Source organism: Streptomyces varsoviensis (assembly GCF_000718635.1).
Classification (GTDB): domain Bacteria; phylum Actinomycetota; class Actinomycetes; order Streptomycetales; family Streptomycetaceae; genus Streptomyces; species Streptomyces varsoviensis.
The window spans coordinates 38,408-56,552 of the sequence record NZ_JOBF01000014.1 but is presented as its reverse complement, the minus strand read 5'-3'; the positions used below and the strand labels follow the sequence as shown (position 1 = coordinate 56,552).

Genomic DNA, 18,145 nt, shown 5'->3' with positions numbered 1-18,145 from the left:
GAGGGGGCGTCACCGCATGTGCGGAAAAAGTCGAAAGGAGCTGTCGTGTCGCATCCGTTCCCGGACATGGCCGAGGGGGAGGGCGAATCCGCCCCCGCGCCGGGCGACGAGTCCGGTTCGCATGTGGGCGAAGAGCGCCGTACGAGCCAAGAGCACCGGGAGGTCATCCTGCCCGGCCCCGCGCGGGAACTGGGCGCGCTGCTCGGCGTCGAGGTGCCCGACCTGGAGGCGGGGGAGGGGCTGCCGCTGCTGTGGCACTGGCTGTATCTGCTGGACCGCCCGGCCCTGGCCGACCTCGCTCCCGACGGGCACCGGGCCCGTGGGGCGGTACCCGCGCACCCCGGGCCCGGGTACCGGCGCATGTGGGCCGGCGGGCGCGTCCATCTGCGGGGCGCGCTGCGCTGCGGCGAGGAGGCGGTCCGCCGTACGGAAGTGCGCTCGGTGCAGGAGAAGCGGGGCCGCTCCGGGCCGCTGCGGTTCGTGGTGGTCGGGCACCGGATCGAACAGCGCGGCGAGGTGGTCGTCGACGAGGAGCAGGACATCGTGTACCGGCCGGCACCGGCCGAACGCACGCAGCCCGCTACGGCCGCGGAGCCCGGCGCGGCAGGGGAGCCCGCTGGAGCAGCGGAGCCCGGCGCGGCAGCGGAGCCCGGCGCGCCCGTGCCGGCCGGGCCGGACGAATGGGACATCGAGGTCTCGCCCGTCCTGCTGTTCCTGTTCTCGGCGCTGACCCGCAACGCGCACCGCATCCACTACGACCACGACTACTGCCGGGACGTCGAGGGGTATCCGGGCCTGCTCACGCACGGCCCGCTCCAGGCCCTCGCCATGGCCGAGAAGGCGCGCGCCGGCGGCCTCGCCGGCCGGGCCTCGTTCGACTACCGGCTGACCGCCCCGCTCTTCGACGACCAGGGCATGGTCGTCAGCGCGGTCCCGGGCGAGGAGGCGGAGACCGTCACCGCGGTCCGCGACCGTTACGGGCGGCGGACCGCGACCGGCACGCTGCGCGCTCCGCGACGGTGACGGCCGCTCCGCCGGGGCCCGTACGCACGCGCCTCCGGGCGGCCGCGGAGGGCACGGCTACCATGACCACTCCTGTCGGGGCGACCGGTCGGCGGTCCGCACCGGAACCGGACAGTCCGCGGCTGCCGTCCCACCGTGCATACGGAATGACCTGCGCGTCCGGCCCGGGCGGCGTCGCACCCGGAGGCGGTGCGGCGGGCGATCCGGCCCGGCTGTTGTGACAGATTGATGAGAGATGAGAGCGTGCGGAGCGTGAGCGAGACGACGACTGAAGCCCTGCAATACCGGTGTGACGGGCCGGAGCAGGCCCCGGTCCTGGTCATGGGCCCCTCCCTCGGGACGACGTGGCACATGTGGGATCGGCAGATCCCGGAGCTGACCCGCCACTGGCGCGTCCTCCGCTTCGACCTGCCCGGCCACGGCGGCGCGCCCGCGCACCCCGCCACCGCCATCGGCGACCTCACCGACCGGCTGCTGGTCACCCTCGACCAGCTCGGCATCGACAGATTCGGCTACGTCGGCTGCTCGATCGGCGGGGCGATCGGCGCCGACCTCGCCCTGCGCCACCCGCACCGGCTCGCCTCGCTGGCCCTCGTCGCGTCCTCCGCCCGGTTCGGGACCGCCGACTCCTGGCGGCAGCGCGGCGTCGTCGTCCGTACGAACGGGCTCGACCCGATCGCCCGCTCCTCGCCGGAGCGCTGGTTCACCCCCGGCTTCGCCGCCGCCCAGCCCGCCATCGTGGAGTGGGCCGTACAGATGGTCCGTACCACCGACCCCGGCTGCTACATCGCCGCCTGCGAGGCCCTGGCCGCCTTCGACATCCGCGCGGAGCTCGGCCGCGTCGGCGTGCCGACCCTGGTGCTCGTCGGCGCCGAGGACCAGGTCAGCCCGCCCGCCGACGCCCGCGTCCTGGTCGCCGGGATACCCGACGCCCGGCTCGCCCTGGTCCCCGGCACCTCGCACCTGGCCCCCGTCGAGCAGCCCGCCGCCGTCACCGACCTGCTGGTCCGCCACTTCACCACCTCCTGGCAGAGCGGCTACGAGCAGACCGGCCCGCACGCGATCACCCCGCCCGTGCCCAAGCCGCAGCTCACGCCCCCGCCGCCGCCCACGACGGCGCCCACCGTGGTCACCGGCCCGGTCGCCGCCATCGCCGCCTCCGCCGAGCAGCCCGTCGCGACCGGCGGCACCGCCGCGGCCGCGTACGAAGCGGGCATGAAGGTACGGCGCGAGGTGCTCGGCGACGCCCACGTGGACCGCGCCGAGGCGGCCAAGGACGCCTTCACCGGCGACTTCCAGGACTTCATCACCCGCTACGCCTGGGGCGAGGTCTGGAACCGCCCCGGACTCGACCGGCACACCCGCAGCGTGATCACCCTCACGGCGCTGACCGCCCGCGGCCACTTCGACGAACTGGCCTTCCACACCCGCGCCGCGCTCCGCAACGGGCTCACCCCCGAGGAGATCAAGGAAGTGCTGCTGCAGACCGCCGTCTACTGCGGGGTGCCGACCGCGAACTCCGCGTTCGCCGTGGCGCAGCGCGTGATCCGGGAGGAGACCAGCCCGCACGCGTAGCAGGATGGAGGCATGAACCTCACGAAGCACAGCCATGCCTGCGTCCGGCTGGAGAAGGACGGCCGGACCCTCGTCATCGACCCCGGCGGCTTCAGCGAGCAGGACGCCGCCGTCGGCGCGGACGCCGTGCTGATCACCCACGAACACCCGGACCACTTCGACGAGGGCCGGCTCCGGGCCGCCCTGGACGCCAATCCGGCCGCCGAGATCTGGACGCTGCGCAGCGTCGCCGAGCAGATCTCCGCGGCCTTCCCCGGCCGCGTCCACACCGTCGGCGAGGGCGACGCCTTCACCGCCGCCGGCTTCGACGTCCAGGTGCACGGGCAGATGCACGCCGTCATCCACCCCGACATCCCGCGCATCACCAACGTCGGCTATCTGGTGGACGGCTCCGTCTTCCACCCCGGCGACGCGCTGACCCTCCCCGGGCGGCCCGTCGACACCCTGCTGGTCCCGGTGATGGCCCCCTGGAACAAGGTCGGCGAGATCATCGACTACGTCCGCGAGATCGGGCCCCGGCGCGCCCTCGACGTCCACGACGCGCTGCTCACCGGGCTCGCCCGGCCCGTGCCCTAGTAGCTCCGCTACGAGGACCTTCCGGCGCCTTGCGATCGCACGCACCAGACGCCGTGCGCTGATCCGACCAGGGATATGACACAGGCTCTGAGCGGCAGGGCCCCGGCTGCGACCTGGGCGGAGACCGGGACCGGCACCGCCGGACGGTGACTGTCGGACCCGGGCGGTAGGTTTACGGACATGCGCATCGCCACATGGAACGTCAACTCGATCACCGCCCGGTTGCCCCGGCTGCTGGCCTGGCTGGAGAGCAGCGGCACGGATGTGCTGTGCGTCCAGGAGACCAAGTGCACCGAGGAGCAGTTCCCCTTCGACGCGCTGCGCGAGATCGGCTACGAGGCCGCCGTCAACGCGACCGGCAGATGGAACGGCGTGGCCCTGCTCTCCAAGGTCGGCCTCGACGACGTGGTCGTCGGACTGCCCGGCGGCCCGGAGTACGACGGCGTGCGGGAGCCCCGCGCCGTCGCGGCCACCTGCGGCCCCGCCCGCGTCTGGTCGGTCTACGTGCCCAACGGCCGCGAGGTCGACCACGCCCACTACGCGTACAAGCTCCGCTGGCTCGACGCGCTGAAGACGGCGGTCGCGGACGACGCGGCGGGGCAGCGGCCCTTCGCCGTCCTCGGCGACTTCAACGTGGCGCCCACCGACGACGACGTCTGGGACCCGGCCCTCTTCGAGGGCGCGACGCACGTCACCCCCAAGGAGCGCTCGGCGCTCGCCGCCCTCCGCGACACCGGCCTGTCCGACGTGGTGCCCCGCCCGCTCAAGTACGACCGCCCGTACACCTACTGGGACTACCGCGGCCTCGGCTTCCCGAAGAACAAGGGCATGCGCATCGACCTCGTCTACGGCAACGGCGGCTTCGCCAAGGCCGTCTCCGACTCCTACGTCGACCGGGAGGAGCGCAAGGGCAAGGGCGCCTCGGACCACGCCCCCGTCGTCGTCGACCTCGACGTATAGGACTGCGCCGAGCCTGCCCGGCCGTACACCACCCGGCCGTTCACCGCGCCCGCCCGGCCCGCTCAGCCCACCAGGTCCCGCAGTTCGATCGCGTCGGCGAAGGCCCGCATCCCCGCGTCGTTGGGGTGCAGATGGTCGCCGCTGTCGTAGGCGGGCAGGATGCGCTCGGGCCGGGCCGGGTCGCGCAGTACGGCGTCGAAGTCCAGCACGGCGTCGAAGCGGCCCGCGCCCGAGCGGATGAAGGCGTTGACCTTCTCGCGCTGCGTGTTCGCCGAGGGCGGGCAGTACCTCTCGCCCGCGCACGGCGCGATGGTGGCCATCACCACGCGCAGCCCCCGCGCGTGCGCCCGCGCCGTGACGGCCCGCAGCCCCGTGACGACCTCGTCGGCCGAGGTGCCCGCGCGCACGTCGTTGACGCCCTCGAAGACGAGGACCGTACGGGCCGAGGTCTGGGCCAGCACATCGCGGTCGAGGCGGTGCTGCGCGCTCACCCCGCTGGTGATCGTGGACACGCCGTCGCCCGGATAGCGGTCGGTCACCACGCGGTTCCCCGAGATGGCCTCGTTGAGCACGCCGAGCCTGGGCACCGCGTGCTGCGCCGCGAGCCGCCGCCACAGCAGGTCGGGCCAGCGCCGGTTGGCGTCGGGCGTCGAGTTGGCCCCGTCGGTGATCGAGTCGCCGAGCGCCACCACCGAGCCCGGCCCGCCCCCGACGTCCACCCCGGTCAGCAGCGGCCACGTGGTGAGCGACTGCCCGTACGAGCCGCCGGCGCGCTCGCCCGTACGGTCCCCGCTGTCGTCGGCGCTCAGATACGAGCGCTGGAGCGCCAGGCCGTGCACCGGGAGCGCGTCGACCGTGCCCGGCAGGTGGACGCTCACCAGCAGATTCGCCCCGGCGGGCACCCGGAATCCCACCGGGTCGCTGAACTGCTCGGCGCCCGCCGGGACGGTGGCTCCCGGCCGGCCGCCGAACCGCAGCGGAACGGGCCGCCCGGCCGCCGTCGCGCCGCTCGCCTGGAGCGCCACGCTCGCGTGCCCGATCGCCAGCGGCCGCCCCGCGAAGGTGTTGGCCAGCCGGATACGGGCCCGCGGGCCGCCCGCGCTGGTGTGCACGACGAGCCGCAGCGTCCGGTCCCGCCACGGCCCGACCGCGGTGTACCCGGACGAGGCCGCCGCCCAGCTCCCCGTCCAGCCGCGGGGCTCGGCCCGTACCGCCACCGCGAACACGTGCAGGGCCGCCGCCGCGCCGGTCCGCGGCAGCACCACGGAGTCGATCTCCCGGCCGCGCGCCACCGGCACCGTCACCACGAACAGCCGGGTCTTCTCGGCGCGCTGCCCGGCGGGCGAGTTGAGGTGCGGCAGCGCGACCGCCTTCGTCGCGAGCGGGCCGGTCCGCCAGTCCGGGGCGGTCAGCGTGTACGCGCCCCGTGAGCCGTCCCGGTAGCGCACCGTCCCGTCGCCGCCCGCCGTGCCGCCCGTACCGGCGACGAGGAAGGAGACGGCGTCGCCGCGCCCGGCCAGCCGCACGCGCTGCCCGTCGGCGCGCACATTGTCCGGCGCGCCGGGGGCGGCCCGCGGCAGCCGCAGCCGGGCCCCGTCGAAGCCGAGGGCGCGCCCCGGCGTCCAGCCCGCGGCGGCCAGGTCCTGGGCGGAGAGCGAGTTGCCGGCGCCGTCGAAGTCGGCCGCGCCGGGCCGGGCGTCGTCGCTGACGGCCGTATTGTCGAAGAGCCGCTCCAAGGGGAGCGGCTCGGCGGGGCGCTGGACGGCGAGGGCGGGCGCGGCCGTGACGGCCAGGGCCAGGGCGGCGCCCGTCGCGACGAGCCCGGCCGCGGCCGCGGGTCTGTGCCGGCCGTTCCCGCCGCGCGCTCCAAGGAACGTGTGTACGAGCATGTGTGCTGCCTCCCGTGTCCCGTCGGCGCGCTCGGGCCCGTACGGTTCGGCCCGTCGGGCGCCGGTCCTGAGCCGGTGGTGAAGCCGGGGCGCTCCAGTGGCCCCAGTGGGGGACCCTGCTCCGGCGGGATGAAGCTAAGGAGGCGTTCGGGTGGCGTCAAGGAGGCCCAATGGGCCAAGAGGGTGTGCCGCGCGCCTGTGGTGAGGTCGTCCGCGCGGATGGGAACCTGTGCGGTATGAACATTCCCTTCTTGGACAAGTGGCGCAAGCGGCACGGGCCGGAGCACGGGATGACGCCGGCCGAGGCGCTCGACATGGATCCGGAAGGCATCGCCGAACTGCTCTCGGAGTGCGAACTGCTGCGCGCCCAGGCCCAGTCGGCGGGGGTGACGCTGGACGACTCGGCCGCGTCCCTCACGGCGCTGGACCAACTTCAGCCGCGCTGGCGCGAGGACCCGGAGCTGCTGCCGTGGCTCGGCAACGACGCCGGCCTGTATCTGGGCACGGTCGTCGTCCGCACGGTCCCCGGCGCCGGCTGGCACCTCCGCCCGGACGGCCAGCCCGTCGTCCTGCTCGGCAACGGCCGCGAGGTCGACGTGGTCGACGCGGGCCAGGGCTGGGCGGCCGACGGCGCGCCGGAACTCTCCCAGCTCTACGCGGAGATCGCGGAGAGCTGACGGGCGGCCCGGAGCGCGCGCGGCCCGCCTCCACCGGTGCCGTGACCGGCGGTGCGACGGGGCACAGCCTGCCGGGCGGGGCGCTAGCTGACGAACGGGATCGAGTACTCCAGCCGCCACCGGTCCGCCCGCACCACGATGTCGGCGGTCTCCACGGCCCGGTCGTCGGAGTCGAAGTGCGTGCGCTCGACCACGGTCACGCACTGCCCCACCGCGCAGCCCAGCGTCTCCGCCTCCCGGCTCGTGGCCGGCCGCGAACCGACCAGGTCCTGCGCCCGTACGACCCTGATCCCGATGGCCGCCAGCCGCCCGCGCACCCCGCGCCGCGCGTACGGACCGCGCTCGGGATGGGCCACGTCCGTGCCCTCGGTGACCGACAGCGGCTCCCAGCTCGTGGCGAGCTGCACGGGGCGCCGGTTGGCGAGGTACTCGTACTGGGTGCAGATCACCCCGGCGTCCGGAGCCAGCCCCAGCCGGGCGGCGATCCGGTCCGGCGCGGCCATCTCGGTGGAGGTGGCCTCCCAGGTCAGCGCGGTGTCCGAGGCGCTCTGGGGAGAGGTCCGGTCGAGCGACGGGCAGGTGTCGGCGTCGCGCTCGCGCGCCGGGTCGTACCCCCGGATCACGGTGGCGAAGGGGGAGTCGACGGCCCCCGTGGAGCGCAGCAGGGCGCCCAGCGGCGCCCGGTCGCTGACGAACACGCCGCGCCCGAACTGCCCTTCCGCGTACCCGGCGGCTTTGAGGACGCGCACCGCGCGGTCCACGGTCTGGTCGCTCGCGTCGTACGCGCGCTTGAGCTCGGAGCGGGAGGGGATGCGGTCGCCGACGGTCAGGGTGCCTTCGTCGATCCGCTGCCGGAGGTCGTCGGCGATGCGTTGGTAGACGGGCCTGAGGTCACACACCTGGGGTCCTTTCGCACGAAGTGCCCCCAGGCTAGGTACCCAGGCCGGCTCTGCGTACCTAGGTCAAAAGTCGGTTAATCCCCGCCATGTGCGTGTCGTCCGGGAAGCCCCGTATTGGGGTGGATAGTTTGCGTTGACCGCGACACGGCTGAGAGTGGGTAGAGCTGGGTATGGCCGTCGATCCCTTGATCGAGCTGCGTGATGTGAACAAGCACTTCGGCTCGTTGCACGTCCTGCGGGACATCAACCTCACCGTCGGCCGCGGCGAGGTGGTGGTCGTCATCGGCCCGTCGGGCTCGGGCAAGTCGACCTTGTGCCGCACCGTCAACCGCCTGGAGCCCGTCGACTCCGGCACCATCCTCCTCGACGGCAGGCCGCTGCCCGAGGAGGGCAAGAGCCTCGCGCGGCTCCGCGCCGAGGTGGGCATGGTCTTCCAGTCCTTCAACCTCTTCGCCCACAAGAGCGTGCTGGAGAACGTCTCCCTCGCCCAGATCAAGGTCCGGGGCCGCAAGAAGGAGCAGGCCGAGGCGCGCTCGCGCGAACTCCTGGAACGCGTCGGGCTCGCCGCGCACGCCGGGAAGTACCCGGCCCAGCTCTCCGGCGGTCAGCAGCAGCGCGTCGCGATCGCCCGCGCGCTCGCGATGGACCCCAAGGCGCTCCTCTTCGACGAGCCGACCTCCGCGCTCGACCCCGAGATGATCAATGAGGTGCTGGAGGTGATGCGGCAACTCGCCCGCGACGGCATGACGATGGTCGTCGTCACCCACGAGATGGGGTTCGCCCGCTCGGCCGCCAACCGGGTCGTGTTCATGGCCGACGGCAGCATCGTCGAGGACCGCGCGCCGGAGGAGTTCTTCACCGCGCCGGAGAGCGACCGCGCCAAGGACTTCCTGTCCAAGATCCTCAAGCACTGAGCGGGGGAGCGGACATGAGCCTGAACCCCCGCCGTACGAACCGGCGCCTGGCCCGCCGCCGTATGAACCCGCGCCGTACGAACCCGCGCCGTACGGACCCCCGCCGTACGGACCCCCGCCGTACGGACCCCCTCGGCACGAACCGCCGCACCGTCCGCCGGGCCGCGGCGGCCCTCGCCCTCACCGGGCTCGCCCTCGCCGCCGCGGCCTGCGGCAAGTCCGGCAGCCCGCCGGTCAAGGGCCCGCCGCCGGGCGCGCTGCCCGTCTACCAGACGGCCCACGGCTTCCGGCTGCCCGATTCCCCCACCTGGAAGCGCGCCCGCGGCCGCGGCCACCTCGTCGTCGGCGCCAAGGAGGACCAGCCCTATCTAGGGGAGAAGGACCCCGCCAGCGGCCGCTACTCCGGCTTCGACGTCGAGATCGCCAAGATGATGTCGGCCTCCCTGGGCTTCGACCCCAAGACGGTCCGGTTCACGACCATCGCCTCCGCCAACCGCGAGACCGCGCTCCAGAACGGCCAGATCGACTACTACGTCGGCACCTACACCGTGAACGCCCTGCGCAAACGGCAGGTCGGGTTCGCCGGCCCGTACTACATGGCCGGCCAGGGGCTGCTCGTACGGACCGACGAGAAGGACATCCACGGCCCCCGCGACCTCGACGGCCGGAAGGTCTGCTCGGCCGCGGGATCGACCCCGCTCCAGCGGCTGCAGGCCGACTACCCCAAGGCCAAGGCCGTCGCGTACGACACGTACTCGATCTGCGTCGACAACCTGCTCACCTATCAGGTGGACGCCGTCACCACGGACGACAGCATCCTGATGGGCTACGCGGCCAAGGTGCCCGACGAGCTGAAGCTCGCGGGCAAGCCCTTCTCGAAGGAGCCGTACGGCATCGGCGTCCCGCGCGGCGACAAGGCGCTGCGCCTCGCGCTCGACGACGCCATCGAGGCGCACGAGAAGAACGGCGACTGGAAGAAGGCGTACGACGCGACCCTCGGCCTGTCCGGGGTCCCCGCCCCCAAGCCGCCCGCCGTCGACCGCTACCCGGCGAGCTGAGGCAAGGACCGCCATGGACGTACTCACCGAAAACTTCTCCCTGTACGGCAGGGGCCTGCTCGGCACCGTCGAACTCACCGTCTACGCCTCGCTCCTCGCGCTCGCGCTCGGCTTCGTGATGGCCTCCTTCCGCGTCGCGCCGGTCGGCTCGCTGCGCGCGTTCGGGACCGTATGGGTGGCCGTACTGCGCAACACCCCCCTGACGCTGCTGTTCTTCGCGGTGCTGCTGGGGCTGCCGAGGTTCGGGCTGGTGCTGCCGTTCCAGCTCTTCGCCGTCCTCGCGCTCGGCTGCTACACCTCCGCCTTCATCTGCGAGGCGGTGCGCTCCGGCATCAACACGGTGCCGGTCGGGCAGGGCGAGGCGGCCCGCAGCCTCGGCATGACCTTCGGGCAGACGCTCGGCGGCGTGGTGCTGCCGCAGGCGTTCCGCTCCGTCATCCCGCCGATCGGCTCGACGCTGATCGCCCTCGCCAAGAACTCGGCGATCGCCGGATCGTTCAGCGTCACCGAACTCCTGGGCACCTACAAGACCCTCAACGAGCTGGGCTACAGCATCATCTGGTCCTTCGTCTGGATCGCCGTCGGCTATCTGATCGTGACCCTGACCATCAGCGCGCTCTTCAACGTGCTGGAGAAGCGCTGGGGAGTGGCCCGATGAGCGACACCGTGCTGTACGACGTGCCGGGCCCGCGGACCCGGCGCCGCCACCGGATCTACGGGCTGCTGGCGACGGCCGCGATCCTCGCCCTGGTCGGCTGGGCCCTCTACCTCCTCTTCGACACCGAGCAGTTCACGGCCCGCAAATGGACGCCGTTCGCGTACCAGGGCATCCAGGAGATGCTGCTGCGCGGCCTCGGCAACACGCTGAAGGCCTTCGCGTTCTCCGCCGTCCTCGCGCTGGCGCTCGCCGCCGTGCTCGCCGCGGGGCGGCTCTCGGAGCACCGGCCGGTGCGCTGGACGGCGACCCTGCTGGTGGAGTTCTTCCGCGCGATGCCCGTCCTCGTGATGATCTTCTTCGTCTTCGTGGCGCTCCAGGTGCAGCCGCTGCCCGCCCTGATCACCGGCCTGACGCTCTACAACGGTTCGGTGCTCGCCGAGGTGTTCCGTACCGGCGTCATCTCCGTCGACCGCGGCCAGCGCGAGGCGGCGTACGCGCTCGGGCTGCGCAAGACCCAGGTCATGTCGCACGTCCTGGTGCCGCAGGCGGTACGGGCGATGCTGCCGACGATCATCAGTCAGCTCGTGGTGGCCCTCAAGGACACCTCCCTCGGCTACCTCATCACCTATGAGGAATTCCTCCACGCGGGCAAGCTGATCGCCTCCAACCTCGACTACGACCTGCCGTTCATCCCCGTCGTCATGGTGATCTCGCCGATCTACATCGGGATGTGCATGCTGCTGTCGTGGTTCGCCAACTGGGTCGCCAAGCGGGAGCGGCGCAGCCTCAAGACCGAGGGGGTGGAGGTGAACGCCGCCGAGCCGGGCACGCTGCTGCCGGGCTCCAAGCAGCAGTAGCGAGCCCGCGCTCCCGTACGGACCGCAGGTCAGGCCGTTCCGAACCAGGCGCCCAGCGCCGCGTGCAGGCCCTCGTCCGTGGTGCCCTGCCAGGCGACGTAGCAGTCCGGCCGCAGCAGGAGCGCGGTGTCGAGTTCCGGCACGGTCACGGTGTCGACCCGCGCGGCCCACGGGCCCGCGTCGAGCGCGCCGGTCGGGTCCAGGAGCAGCGGGCGGGCCGTACGCGTCAGCTCGCGCAGTCCCGGCACGTCCGGCGCCCACCGGCCGACGAGCGGCCCGGTCGCCGGCCCCATGTCGTACCGGATGTCCGCGCCGGACAGCAGGTCCGCGAGGTGCTGCCGGGTGGCGGGCTCGGCGAGCAGTTCGCCGAACAGCTCGCGCAGCGCGGTGACATCGGCGCCCGGCCGGGTGAGCAGCGACTGCGCCTGCGTGTGCATGGCCACCCGCCGCGCCACCGGCGCCCGCTCCGACTCGTACGTGTCCAGCAGCCCCTCGGGCGCCTGGCCGCGCACCGCCGCCGCCAGCTTCCAGCCGAGGTTCACCGCGTCCTGGAGCCCCATGTTGAGCCCCGGGCCGCCGATCGCCGAGTGCACGTGCGCGGCGTCGCCGAGCAGGAACACGCGGCCCGCGCGGTACCGTTCCGCGATCCTCGTGTTGCCGCCGAAGAGCCGCCGGAGCAGGCGGGGGCCCGTACCCGTCGGCGGAGCGACCGGCACGTCCGCGCCGAGCACGCGGCGGGCCCCGGCCCGCAGTTCCTCGAACGACGCCTCGCCCTCGGCCGGCCGGCCCCACTCCACCGTGCTGATCTTCGGGTCGTCGTCCGGGAACGGCGCCCAGGTGAACAGGCCGCGTTCGGTGCGCAGATGCTGGAACGGCGGTACGACGCCGAAGCCGGGCACGGTCAGACCGCCGTCGGCGTCGATCAGCTCCGGGTCGACGCTCACATGGCCGGTGTACGACACCGAGTCGTCCGTGGTCACGCCGGGGAAGCCGATGCCCGCGAGCTTGCGGACGGCGCTGTGCCCGCCGTCGGCCCCCACCAGGAACGCCGCCTCGACCGGCTCGCGGTCCCGTATGCCGATCCGTACGGACCGCTCGTCCTGCGTCAGGCCGATGACCTCGTGGCCGCGGCGGACCTCGACGCCCAGCTCGGCGGCGCGGTCGGCGAGCATGGCCTCGATGAAGCGCTGCGGCATCAGCAGGGTGTGCAGCGAGTTGGCGGGCAGGTCGTGCAGGTCGAGCGGGAACGCGCCGAAGACGAAGGCGGGCGACGGCTCGGGTACGGCCCCGGGCTCGGTCAGCCGCTCGTACAGGCCGCGCCGGTCGAGCATCGGGATCACCTGGCCGACCAGGCCGTTCGCGCGCTGTTCGTCGACGGGTTCGGGCAGGCGCTCCAGGACGAGGGGGCGCGCGCCGGCCAGGGCGAGTTCGCAGGCGAGCATCAGGCCGTTGGGGCCGGCGCCCGCGATGACGACATCGATCATGGTCGAACTCCTTTTCCGGGCAGGGAAAATCCGGGCAGAGAAGGCCGGCCCAGCGGCCCGCCGGGCTGTTCCTTCACTCTGGGCGGCTAGGGGGTGGGCAGTCCCGCCGCAATCCTGGCGAGCGCGTCCGCGAGCAGGCGGCGCACCGGCACGGGCGGGTCGGTGCGCAGGTAGTGGGCCATGGCGGTGTTGATCGCGGCGACGACCGCGGCCGCGACGAGGTGCGGGTACAGGTCGTTCGCCAGGTCCGTGCCCGTACGGTCGGCGACGGCGGCGGCGATCTCGGCCTCGGCGATGGCGCCGGCCCGCAGCATCTCGCCCTGGAGCGCCGGTTCGGCGAGCATCGTGCGTACGCCCGCCGTCCACGTGGCGGCGTCGGGAACGGGGTGGGCGGCCGACTCGGCGTCCGGCGCGAACCGAGGGAGCACGGCCCGGGGGATCGCCTCCCACAACGGCTCCGCCGGGCCCTCGCGCAGCGCCTCCGCGACGCCGAGGCACCGGTCGAGGTGGCGGGCGACGATCGCCTCGCCCTTGCTGGAGTAGTAGTTGTTGAACGTACGCGGCGAGACCCCCGCAGCCTCCGCGATGTCCTCGACCTTCACATCATCGAGCCCGCGCTCCACGACGAGCCGCAGCGCCGCCCAGCTCAGCGCGGCACGTGTCTCGGCTTTCTTCCGCTCTCGCAGCCCCATGGCACGACCGTAGCAAAACTTGCGCGCCGCGCAAAGTTGCGTGGTGCGCAAGTTTTGCTTCCCTCCGTCGCGGACCGTGCGATATTCGCTACGGCACCGCCCCCGGCGGCTCCTATCATCACCGGATGACGGACCCTCTCTATCCCCTCTATCCTCCGAAGCCCCGCCCCGGAGACCAGGTCGCGGTGGTGTCCCCCGCGGCCGGCCTGCCCGGCGCCTTCCCCCAGCCCTACGAACTCGGGCTGCGCAGACTGCGGGAGGACTTCGGGCTGAAGCCGGTGGAGTACCCGACGACGCGGAAGATGGGCGCGACGCCCGAGGAGCGCGCCGCGGACCTCCACGCCGCCTTCGCCGACCCCGCCATCAAGGCGGTGATCACCAGCGTCGGCGGCGACGACCAGCTCACCGTCCTGCGCCACCTCGACCGCGACCTGATCCGCGCCAACCCCAAGCCGTTCTTCGGCTACAGCGACAACACCAACCTGCTGCTGTACCTGCGGAACTCGGGGATCGTCGGCTACCACGGCGGCTCGGTGATGCTCGAATGGGGACGCCCCGGCGCCATGCACCCACTGACCGCGGACTCCCTCCGGGCGGCGCTCTTCACCTCCGGCCCGTACGAGCTCGCCCCGGCGAACGCGTCCGGAGACGTCAACCGCCCCTGGGAGGACCCCCGCACCTTCGACTCCGAACCCGCGTTGGAACCCGCCGACGGCTGGACCTGGCACAACGGCGACCGGCTGGTCGAGGGGCCGAGCTGGGGCGGCAACCTGGAGATCATCTCCTGGCTGCTGATGGCCGACCGCGAGATGCTTCCGGCCGCGGCGTACGCCGGCAACGTCCTCTTCCTGGAGACATCGGAAGAGATGCCGCCCGCCCCGGAGGTCTACCGCATCCTGCGGAACATGGGCGAACGCGGCCTGCTCCGGCAGTTCCCCGCCCTCCTGATGGGCCGCGCCAAGAGCTGGTCGTTCGAGAAGCCCCTCGACGCCGAGGAGAGGGTGCGCTTCCGCCGCGACCAGCGCGAGGCCGTCCTGCGAGCATGCGACGAGTACGCGCCCGACACCATGATCGTCTTCGACGTCGACCTCGGCCACACCGACCCGCAACTCGTCATCCCCGTCGGCGGCCACATCCGCGTCGACGGCCCGGCCCGCCGGATCACGGTCACGTACTGAGCGGGAGGCCGTTCCGGGGGAACGGGCTCACGCGTCCGTGATGTGGCCGCGTTCGAGCCGGGAGATGGTGCTCGGCGTGATGCCGGTGCGCTCCGCCAGTTCGGCGCGGGTGAGGCCGAGGGCCGTACGGAAGCCGACGCGGGGGCCAGAGCCCTCAGTCGCGGAGCGGGATGGACAGCCTCGACGGGTCGTCCTTCGGCGAGGAGAAGGTGAGCTTCGCGCCGGGCGGGTTGTGGGAGATGTACAGGGGGTCGACGGTGTCGACGACGAGCGCGAGGCGGTGGCCGGCCGGCACGTCGTACGCGGTGGAGAACAGCTCCAGATCGACGCCGAACGGCGTTCCCGGCGTCTTGCCGTGGAAGGTGTACGGCGCGTTGGTGACCAGTTGGCCGACGCCCAGCGGGCCCACGTCGTAGAGGTAGGCGACGGCCGTACCGCTCTCTTTGTCGCTGGTCAGCGTGGTGTGCAGGGTCACCGTGCCGCGCACCCGGCGCTCGGTCGCGTACGGCTCGGACTGCCATACGGCGGCCACCGAGCGCGGCAGCAGCGGCACCGAGACCACCGGCGGCGTCTTGAGGAACTGGTCGAGGGCGTTGGTCAGCAGTACGACCCCGGCGTCGGCGCCCGAGTCGACGTTGGTGGCGATGGTCCGGTCGCCGGACAGCGGCAGGTCGATCCGCTTCCGCCCGACGGCCGCCCAGCTCGGGTACCCCTCGTAGCCATTCGAGGAACGGGACTTGAGCTGTACGGGCTGCTCGCGGTCGACGCCGTTGGCCGCGCCCTTGAGGTAGTGGTCGAACCAGCGGTGGGCGTTGTTCCAGGTGTCGTTGGGCAGCCCGAGCAGGCCCGTGAGCTCGGCGGTGGCGTGGTCGCCGGGGCGCAGTTCGAGGCGCTTGGGCCCGGTCAGCCGCTCGTAGCACTCCGCGTACTGATTGGGCGGGAAGATCGTGTCGCCCCACGCGTTGCCGAGCATGATGGCCGCGCCATTGGCGTTGATCTTGTCGAGATAGCTGGCGGGGGAGCGCTTGCGGCCCCACTCGATCATCTCGGGTTCCTTGTCGAGCCGGGAGCCCAGGAAGTTCTTCAGTATTTCCGCGAGTTCGGCGCTGGGCCGGCCGGTGAGCGCGCCCGCGCCGCCGAGCAGCGCCGCGGCCTGCTGGTGCTGGGTGCGCCCGCTGTAGATCGCGTCGATCAGATCGGCCCAGCCGCTCATCGCGACGACGGCCTTGACCCGCTTGTCGAACCCCGCGGACAGCAGGCCGATGCCCGCCCCGTACGAGATGCCCGCCATGCCGATCCGGTCGGGGTCGGCGGGGGTGTGGGCCAGCGCCCAGTCGATGACCTTCGAGGAGTCCGCGACATCCGGCGCCCCGGCGGTCTCGATCTGGCCGCCGGAGAGCCAGAAGCCGCGGGAGGTGTAACTGACCACCACGTAACCGTCGTCGGCGAGCTTCTGGGCCTGGGCGAGGTATTCGACCTGCGGCATGCCCCAGCTCGTGGGCAGCACGATCAGCGGGTAGCGCCGAGCGGCGTCGGCGGGGGCGCCGGCCGGTGTGAAGACGTTTCCCTTGAGGGTGATGCCGCCCGAGCCGGGGATGTCGTAGAACTTCAGGCGCGAGGCGGCAGGCGAGGCGGCGGACGCCGTGACAGGTGACGCGGCCGGTGCGGCGGCGCGTTGGGCCGGGGTTGCCGGGCGCGGGGACTGCGGGGGGGGGGCCACGGGGGGGGAGCGCGGGGGGAGGGGGGCGGGTGAGGGGTGCCGGGGGTGGGGGACGCGTGGGGACGCCATGAGCCGCTCCAGACTTCGCTGGCTGGGGAATGCCGAAGTGACTGGAGAGTAACCAGAGTTGTTTACTGGAGGTAACCCATCAGTGCGTCACGGACTGGTAACGCTCGGTGGTGAGCGGGTGATACGGCGGGCGAGTCCCCGCCCCCTCTCCTCCCGTACCCCCGCTCGTACGCCCCCCGCTCATCTCCTGCCCGAACCCTTCACTCGTCCCCGCCGAGCCACAAGTCCGGCCCGAACACCTCGTAGTGGACATCGGCGGGACGCACCCCGGCGGCCAGCAGTTGGGTACGGGCCGCGCGCAGGAAGGGCAGGGGTCCGCAGAGGTACGCGACGGTACCGGCGGGGATGTCGAGCGTGCCGAGATCGGCCAGGCCCGTGCGGTCCGCGGGCCACTCGCCCTCGGGGGCCTCGTACCAGACGTCCGCGGTGGCGGCGGGCAGCAGCGCGGTGAGGCGGCTCAACTCGTCGCGGAAGGCGTGGGTCCGCTCGCTGTGGTCGGCGTGCGCGACGAGCACGCGGCGCGTGGCGCCCATGGCGGCGAGGTGGGTGAGCATGCCGATCATCGGCGTGCAGCCGATGCCCGCGGAGGCGAGCAGCACGGGGGAGTCGCCGTCGGCCAGGACGACATCGCCGAAGGGGGCGCTGATCAGCAGCGTCTCGCCCACCCCGACGCGGTCGTGGAGGTAGTTGGAGACCTCGCCCTCCGGCGAGCCGGCGGCCCGCTTGACCGAGAACTGGAGCCCGCCCTCGGGGTCGCCCGAGAGGCTGTACTGGCGGATCTGCCGCGCCCCGTCGGGGAGCCGCACCTGGACGGAGACGTACTGGCCGGGGCGCGCGGCGGGCGCGGGGTCGCCGTCGACGGGCCGTACGACATAGGTCGCGACGTCGTCCGTCTCCCCGATCCGGGCGGCGACCCGGTAGCGCCGCCAGGTGTCGCCGTCCGGGGCGCCGGCCTCCGCGTACAGCTTGGCCTCGATGCTGATCAGGGCGTTCGCCATCAGCCAGTACACCTCGTCCCAGGCCGCCACGACCTCGTCGGTGACGGCGTCGCCGAGTATCTCGGCGATGGCCTCGAAGAGGTACCGGCGCACGATCGGGTACTGCTCGGCGGTGACGCCGAGCGAGGCGTGCTTGTGCGCGATGCGCGAGAGCAGCGCGTCGGGCCGGGTCTCGGGGTGGGTGACCAGGGAGGTCGCGAAGGCGGCGAACGCGCCCGCGAGGGCCTGGCGCTGGGCGCCGTTGGCCTGGTTGCCGCGGTTGAAGAGGTCGCGCAGCAGCTCGGGGTGGGCGGCGAACAGCTTGTCGTAGAAGAGCGGGGTGATCTCTTCGATGGCGCCCCCGACCGCGGGCAGGGTGGCGCGGACGGTCTCGGCCGACGTGGATGACAACATCAGCGGCTCCAAACTTGCATTTTGAATTCGTATTTTGAGTTGTGCGGAAGGGCCGCGGCCCGGAGCGCGGCGATCAGCCGCCGGGGCGCGGACTCAGGCTGAGCAGGACCGGACCGGTCGGCTCGGCGACCAGATCCTGGATGGTGAGCGGGTCGAGCGAGGCGAAGAACGCCTCCTGCGCCCGGCGCAGCTCCGCGCGCAGCCGGCAGGCCGCGCGCAGCGGACAGGGTGGATCGTCCTCGCAGCCGACGACGTCCGAGACGCCTTCCAGCTCGCGGACGAGGCCGCCCACCGAGCCCGTGCGGCCGCCGAGCGTGAGGGTGAGGCCGCCGCCCCGCCCCCGGCGGGCCTCGACGACCCCGAGGTGCTGCAGCCGGCTGACCACCTTCGCGGCGTGCGTGTACGGCACCCCGACGGCCCCGGCCACCTCGCGGGTGGTCGGGGCCTCGGTGTCGCCCGCCACCGCCAGGCGCATGGCGATGCGCAGGGCGATGTCGGTGCTCTTGGTCAGTCGCACGTTCCGTA

At 72.9% G+C, this 18,145-nt stretch carries 17 protein-coding genes and 1 pseudogene; 10 read left to right on the top strand and 8 right to left on the bottom strand.

Annotation, left to right across the window (positions count from 1 at the left end; translation table 11 throughout):
* Positions 1–45: 45 nt before the first annotated feature.
* The 4 genes from IF55_RS20830 (at position 46) to IF55_RS20815 (ending at position 4,134) form a co-directional block, all read left to right on the top strand.
* Positions 46–1,023, top strand: a complete 978-nt coding sequence (locus IF55_RS20830; RefSeq protein ID WP_245661279.1) for an HTD2 family dehydratase — start codon at positions 46–48, stop codon at positions 1,021–1,023.
* Positions 1,024–1,275: 252 nt separating this feature from the next.
* Entirely contained in the window at positions 1,276–2,598 is a 1,323-nt protein-coding gene (gene pcaDC, locus IF55_RS20825) for a bifunctional 3-oxoadipate enol-lactonase/4-carboxymuconolactone decarboxylase PcaDC (RefSeq protein ID WP_030886175.1), read from the top strand.
* 12 nt (positions 2,599–2,610) lie between these two features.
* A complete protein-coding gene (locus IF55_RS20820; RefSeq protein ID WP_078644852.1) occupies positions 2,611–3,174 on the top strand; it encodes an MBL fold metallo-hydrolase in 564 nt (187 codons plus the stop codon).
* 180 nt (positions 3,175–3,354) lie between these two features.
* Entirely contained in the window at positions 3,355–4,134 is a 780-nt protein-coding gene (locus IF55_RS20815; RefSeq protein WP_048832254.1) for an exodeoxyribonuclease III, read from the top strand.
* Positions 4,135–4,196: 62 nt separating this feature from the next.
* Here the strand turns inward: IF55_RS20815 and IF55_RS20810 are convergent, their stop codons facing one another.
* Complete coding sequence (locus IF55_RS20810; RefSeq protein ID WP_048832253.1) at positions 4,197–6,023, bottom strand: SGNH/GDSL hydrolase family protein; 1,827 nt, start codon at positions 6,021–6,023, stop codon at positions 4,197–4,199.
* Positions 6,024–6,259: 236 nt separating this feature from the next.
* Here IF55_RS20810 and IF55_RS20805 point away from each other — a divergent pair, with 236 nt between their 5' ends.
* Positions 6,260–6,700, top strand: a complete 441-nt coding sequence (locus IF55_RS20805; protein WP_030886184.1) for a DUF6278 family protein — start codon at positions 6,260–6,262, stop codon at positions 6,698–6,700.
* An 83-nt stretch (positions 6,701–6,783) separates the two neighbouring features.
* On the opposite strand, the gene IF55_RS20800 is transcribed toward IF55_RS20805, so the two are convergent.
* Positions 6,784–7,599, bottom strand: coding sequence for a GntR family transcriptional regulator (locus IF55_RS20800; protein ID WP_030886187.1), 816 nt, complete (start codon positions 7,597–7,599; stop codon positions 6,784–6,786).
* A 170-nt stretch (positions 7,600–7,769) separates the two neighbouring features.
* Between IF55_RS20800 and IF55_RS20795 the strand changes: the two genes are divergently transcribed.
* The 4 genes from IF55_RS20795 to IF55_RS20780 are packed head-to-tail and all read left to right on the top strand — an operon-like array spanning position 7,770 to position 11,086.
* Positions 7,770–8,513, top strand: coding sequence for an amino acid ABC transporter ATP-binding protein (locus IF55_RS20795; protein WP_030886189.1), 744 nt, complete (start codon positions 7,770–7,772; stop codon positions 8,511–8,513).
* Positions 8,514–8,527: 14 nt separating this feature from the next.
* Positions 8,528–9,571 carry a glutamate ABC transporter substrate-binding protein gene (locus IF55_RS20790; protein WP_245661277.1) on the top strand — a complete coding sequence of 348 codons (1,044 nt, stop codon included), beginning with the start codon at positions 8,528–8,530 and terminating at the stop codon, positions 9,569–9,571.
* Between the two features lie 13 nt (positions 9,572–9,584).
* Positions 9,585–10,229 carry an amino acid ABC transporter permease gene (locus IF55_RS20785; protein WP_030886195.1) on the top strand — a complete coding sequence of 215 codons (645 nt, stop codon included), beginning with the start codon at positions 9,585–9,587 and terminating at the stop codon, positions 10,227–10,229.
* Positions 10,226–11,086, top strand: a complete 861-nt coding sequence (locus tag IF55_RS20780; RefSeq protein WP_030886198.1) for an amino acid ABC transporter permease — start codon at positions 10,226–10,228, stop codon at positions 11,084–11,086. Before IF55_RS20785 ends, IF55_RS20780 begins: the two co-directional genes overlap by 4 nt.
* Before the next feature lie 29 nt (positions 11,087–11,115).
* Here the strand turns inward: IF55_RS20780 and IF55_RS20775 are convergent, their stop codons facing one another.
* Complete coding sequence (locus tag IF55_RS20775) at positions 11,116–12,570, bottom strand: FAD-dependent monooxygenase (RefSeq protein WP_030886200.1); 1,455 nt, start codon at positions 12,568–12,570, stop codon at positions 11,116–11,118.
* A gap of 86 nt (positions 12,571–12,656) precedes the next feature.
* Positions 12,657–13,262: a TetR/AcrR family transcriptional regulator gene (locus IF55_RS20770; protein WP_030886203.1), complete on the bottom strand. Its 606-nt coding sequence runs from the start codon at positions 13,260–13,262 to the stop codon at positions 12,657–12,659.
* A 125-nt stretch (positions 13,263–13,387) separates the two neighbouring features.
* On the opposite strand from IF55_RS20770, the gene IF55_RS20765 reads away from it, so the two are divergent.
* A complete protein-coding gene (locus IF55_RS20765; protein WP_030886206.1) occupies positions 13,388–14,440 on the top strand; it encodes a S66 family peptidase in 1,053 nt (350 codons plus the stop codon).
* Positions 14,441–14,467: 27 nt separating this feature from the next.
* Here the strand turns inward: IF55_RS20765 and IF55_RS40720 are convergent.
* From IF55_RS40720 to IF55_RS20750, 4 genes and pseudogenes are all read right to left on the bottom strand, one after another.
* Positions 14,468–14,557, bottom strand: a pseudogene (locus IF55_RS40720) (helix-turn-helix domain-containing protein); the annotation flags it as partial.
* 37 nt (positions 14,558–14,594) lie between these two features.
* Positions 14,595–16,229, bottom strand: a complete 1,635-nt coding sequence (locus tag IF55_RS20760; protein WP_078644849.1) for a CocE/NonD family hydrolase — start codon at positions 16,227–16,229, stop codon at positions 14,595–14,597.
* Positions 16,230–16,429: 200 nt separating this feature from the next.
* Positions 16,430–17,620 (bottom strand): globin domain-containing protein, encoded by a 1,191-nt coding sequence (locus IF55_RS20755; RefSeq protein ID WP_030886212.1) that lies wholly within the window; start codon positions 17,618–17,620, stop codon positions 16,430–16,432.
* Between the two features lie 73 nt (positions 17,621–17,693).
* Positions 17,694–18,137, bottom strand: a complete 444-nt coding sequence (locus tag IF55_RS20750) for an RrF2 family transcriptional regulator (protein ID WP_030886215.1) — start codon at positions 18,135–18,137, stop codon at positions 17,694–17,696.
* Between the last annotated feature and the right edge of the window lie 8 nt (positions 18,138–18,145).